The organism is Endozoicomonas sp. SESOKO3 (assembly GCF_024606255.1).
In genome coordinates, this window is the sequence record NZ_JAHHPR010000464.1 from 1 (window position 1) to 3,837 (window position 3,837).

A 3,837-nucleotide genomic window follows, 5' to 3' on the forward strand; every position below is an offset into this window, starting at 1 on the left:
ACGATGGTGTGAAAGTTAGCATTCACTGTGGGGTCGTAGGTCACTCTTTCTGGTGTTGACCAGAATAAAATGATTGTCTGACTGGAGAGACCCATGAAAAAGCATCTGACAGCCCTGACCCTTGCAGTCACTTCGATTTTCAGCGCCTCATCTTTTGCCGCATCTCCTGTGGAGTTGACGGTTTATACTGCTTTTGAGACTGACCTTCTGAATCGCTACAAAAAAGCCTTTGAGCAGGAAAACCCGGATGTCAGCATCAAATGGGTACGGGACTCTACCGGCATCATGACGGCTAAACTGCTGGCAGAAAAAAATAACAGCAGGGCAGACGTCGTATGGGGTCTGGCCGGTTCCAGCATGGCACTGCTGAAGGATGCAGGCGTGCTGGACACATACACGCCTAAAGGTCTGGATGAAATCAAGGCACAGCTGGTTGATCCTGAAGCCGCCAAAGCCTGGTTTGGCAATCAGGCTTACTTCAACGTGATTTGCTACAACGAAGCAGTAGCCAAAGCCAAAAATCTGCCCAAACCTCAATCCTGGCAAGACCTGCTTGATCCGGTCTATCAGGGTCAGATTGCCATGCCTAATCCGGCCTCTTCCGGTACTGGCTATATGCAGGTTTCCGCCTGGCTACAAAGCATGGGCCAAGACAAGGGCTGGGCCTATATGGATAAGCTCAACAACAACATGGCCCAATACACTCACTCAGGCTCCAAGCCCTGCGTTCAGGCTGCCATGGGTGAAGTGGCTATTGGTATTTCCATGGCCGTTCGTGGCGCCCAACTGAAAAGTCAGGGCGCACCACTGGACCTGATTCTTCCCAAAGGCGGCATTGGCTGGGATGTGGAGTCAGTTGGTTTGGTGGCAGGCACCGACCAGGCTGCAGCTGCGAAAAAACTGATCGACTGGTCTCTCAGCCAGCAGGCCAATGAACAATATGTTGAGGCTTACCCCGTTGTGGGCCACAAAGACGTCAGTAAAAAAGTGCCCAACTATCCAGATGTTGAAAGCGCCATGGTGGATATGGACTTTGGTGAAATGGCCAGTGAGCGTGAGACTGTGCTCGCTGAGTGGTCCAAGCGTTTCGACCATATGTCTGAACCCAAATCTTGATGTCTCACCGGCAATAATGCAGAAAGCGCCGTTTATTCCCCAATGGGAATAAGCGGCTTTTCAGGTTTAGAGCTTTAGGAAGTTAACGCTATGCAACCCTTTCTCACCATCGAAAGCCTGGGGAAAAGCTTTGGCGATTTCACCGCCCTCAAAGAAATTTCCCTGTCCGTAAACAAAGGTGAATTCATCTGTTTTCTCGGCCCTTCTGGCTGCGGAAAGACGACACTACTGAGAATGATTGCCGGACTGGAAGCCTGTCACCAGGGAGAGATCTGGCAGGATGGCACCCGCATAACATCACTTCCACCTGAACAAAGAGACTTTGGCATTGTCTTTCAATCCTATGCCCTGTTCCCCAACCTGAGTGTCGCAGAGAATATTGGTTTCGGTTTGAAAAACCAGGGTCAATCCAAACGAGAAGTCGAAAAGCGTGTTAACGAATGGCTAGACATTATCGGTCTGCCGGATTCCGGCCCCAAATTTCCTTCTCAGCTATCTGGCGGCCAACAACAGCGTGTAGCACTGGCCAGAGCTCTGGCACTCTCCCCGGGACTGTTACTGCTTGATGAGCCTCTCTCTGCCCTGGATGCCAAAGTCAGAATCAGATTGCGGGAAACAATCTGTAAGCTGCAAAGAAAACTGGGCATTACCACCATCATGGTGACTCATGACCAGGAAGAAGCCATGGCCATGGCTGATCGCATTGTGGTGATGAATCACGGACACATTGAACAGACAGGCACGCCTGAAGATATTTATAAACACCCGGCTTCTCGCTTCGTTGCTGAATTTGTCGGTGCCATGAACTTTCTGGAAGGTGATACCAACAGCAACAACCAGATCCAGCTGGCCAATCAAACGCTCTCTTTGCCAGTGGCTGAATCAACAGCGAGAAAAGTCATTCTTGGAATACGTCCGGAAGACCTGAGCTTCAGTGAAGGCCAGTCTGCACTGCCAGTCAGTGTCGAAAATCTGGAGTTTCAGGGTTCCTTCGTTCGTGCAGAATGCAGTCCTGTGGGCTGGGGCACTGAGCGGCTGATTAAAGTCGATGTACCTATCCACCAGCTGGCCGCTCTGGAGCTTGAACCGGGAAGCCTGAACCAATTGTCCCTGAGTGAAAAACATATCCATGTCTTCCCCGCAGTATGATGAGTCCGCTTTGACTATGAGTATCTCTACACACACCCCGGCGGACGCAGACTCTCCAGCACTGAGCCGGAAATCTCTGCTGCCAGCCATCGGCAAGGATCAATGGGTTCTTGGATTGGTCATCGCAGCGGTTGTTCTATATCTGATCATTACACTGTTACTGCCACTTCTGTCGATGCTGGCAAGAAGTGTTCAGGACAGCGATGGGGCTTTTATTGGTCTGAATTACTTTGCTGAGTATCTTGGCAACCCGGCTCTCAGCCAGTCCATTGGCAATACGCTGAAAGCGGGTGCCATTGTTACGACAATAGTTGTTAGCTTGTCATTCCTGTTTGCCTACGGACTGACACGGACGCAGATGCCTCTCAAACCACTTTTCAAGGTATTGGGCATGTTACCCATACTGGCGCCCTCCCTGCTGCCTGCCATTAGTATGATTTATCTGTTTGGCAATCAGGGGGTAGCTGTAGACCTGCTATTCGGTCATTCTATTTACGGCCTGCCCGGTATTGTTATGGGTCTGGCTTTCTGGACCTTTCCCCATGCCCTGTTGATTCTTACGACCGCGCTTTCGACCTCCGACGCCAGACTCTATGAAGCAGCACGTTCCATGGGGACTTCTCCGTTCAGAACCTTCACAACGATCACTCTTCCAGCGGCCAAATTTGGTTTGATCAGCACAGTCACTGTCGTTTTCACTCTGGTCGTCACCGACTTTGGTGTCCCGAAAGTGATTGGCGGCCAATATAACGTACTGGCCACCGATATCTACAAACAGGTCGCCGGTCAGCAGAACTTTGCCATGGGTGCCGTCATCAGTGTGCTTTTGCTGATACCGGCGCTATTAGCGTTTGTCATTGATCACAGAGTTCAGAAAAAACAGAAAGAATTGTTTGGCGCTCGTTCTGTCAATTTTGAGCCTGAGCGAAACCCTGTGAAGGATGGCCTTTTTTTCCTGCTTTGCAGCCTGATCTCTCTGGCCATTCTGGCCGTGGTGGGCATGGCGATTTATGGCTCACTGGTCACTTTCTGGCCCTGGAACATGGCGCTGTCCTGGAACAATTATCACTTTGAAAAGTTCAGTGCCAATGGCTGGGAGCCCTACCTCAACTCTCTGGAAATGGCGTTCTACACGGCTATTGCCGGAACCCTGATTATTTTCATTACGGCTTACAATGTGGAAAAAAGTAAGTTGCCACCCATTCTGAAACACTTTATCCACATTATGGCCATGTTACCGATGGCAGTACCCGGTATGGTGCTGGGTCTGGGTTATATTTTCTTCTTTAACCAAGCCGGTAATCCATTGGGAATACTCTACGGAACCATGGCGATTCTGGTCATCAATACCACAGCCCACTACTTCACCGTGGGGCACCTGACGGCATTGACCGCCCTGAAGAAGTTACCCGCTGAGATCGAACAGGTAGCCGCATCGCTCAAAATTCCTCAGTACAAAGCCTTCCTTAAAGTATCCCTGCCGGTCTGCACACCTGCTCTGCTGGATATAGCGATCTACCTTTTCGTCAATGCCCTGACCACCACATCGGCTGTCGTTTTCCTATATTCCAC

General features: G+C 50.5%; 3 protein-coding genes. All 3 read left to right on the forward strand.

Annotation, left to right across the window (positions count from 1 at the left end):
• Positions 1-93: 93 nt before the first annotated feature.
• Positions 94-1,116 (forward strand): putative 2-aminoethylphosphonate ABC transporter substrate-binding protein, encoded by a 1,023-nt coding sequence (locus tag KDK18_RS07895; protein ID WP_257254358.1) that lies wholly within the window; start codon positions 94-96, stop codon positions 1,114-1,116.
• 90 nt (positions 1,117-1,206) lie between these two features.
• Entirely contained in the window at positions 1,207-2,265 is a 1,059-nt protein-coding gene (locus tag KDK18_RS07900; protein ID WP_257254359.1) for a putative 2-aminoethylphosphonate ABC transporter ATP-binding protein, read from the forward strand.
• A gap of 16 nt (positions 2,266-2,281) precedes the next feature.
• Positions 2,282-3,837 (forward strand): putative 2-aminoethylphosphonate ABC transporter permease subunit (locus KDK18_RS07905; RefSeq protein ID WP_257254360.1); only part of this gene is annotated, 1,556 nt, incomplete at its 3' end.

What these genes read in the sequence shown, in the direction of transcription:
- KDK18_RS07895 (WP_257254358.1), top strand. Translation starts at nt 94, where the DNA reads ATGAAAAAGCATCTGACAGCCCTGACCCTTGCAGTCACTTCGATTTTC.
- KDK18_RS07900 (WP_257254359.1), top strand. Translation starts at nt 1,207, where the DNA reads ATGCAACCCTTTCTCACCATCGAAAGCCTGGGGAAAAGCTTTGGCGAT.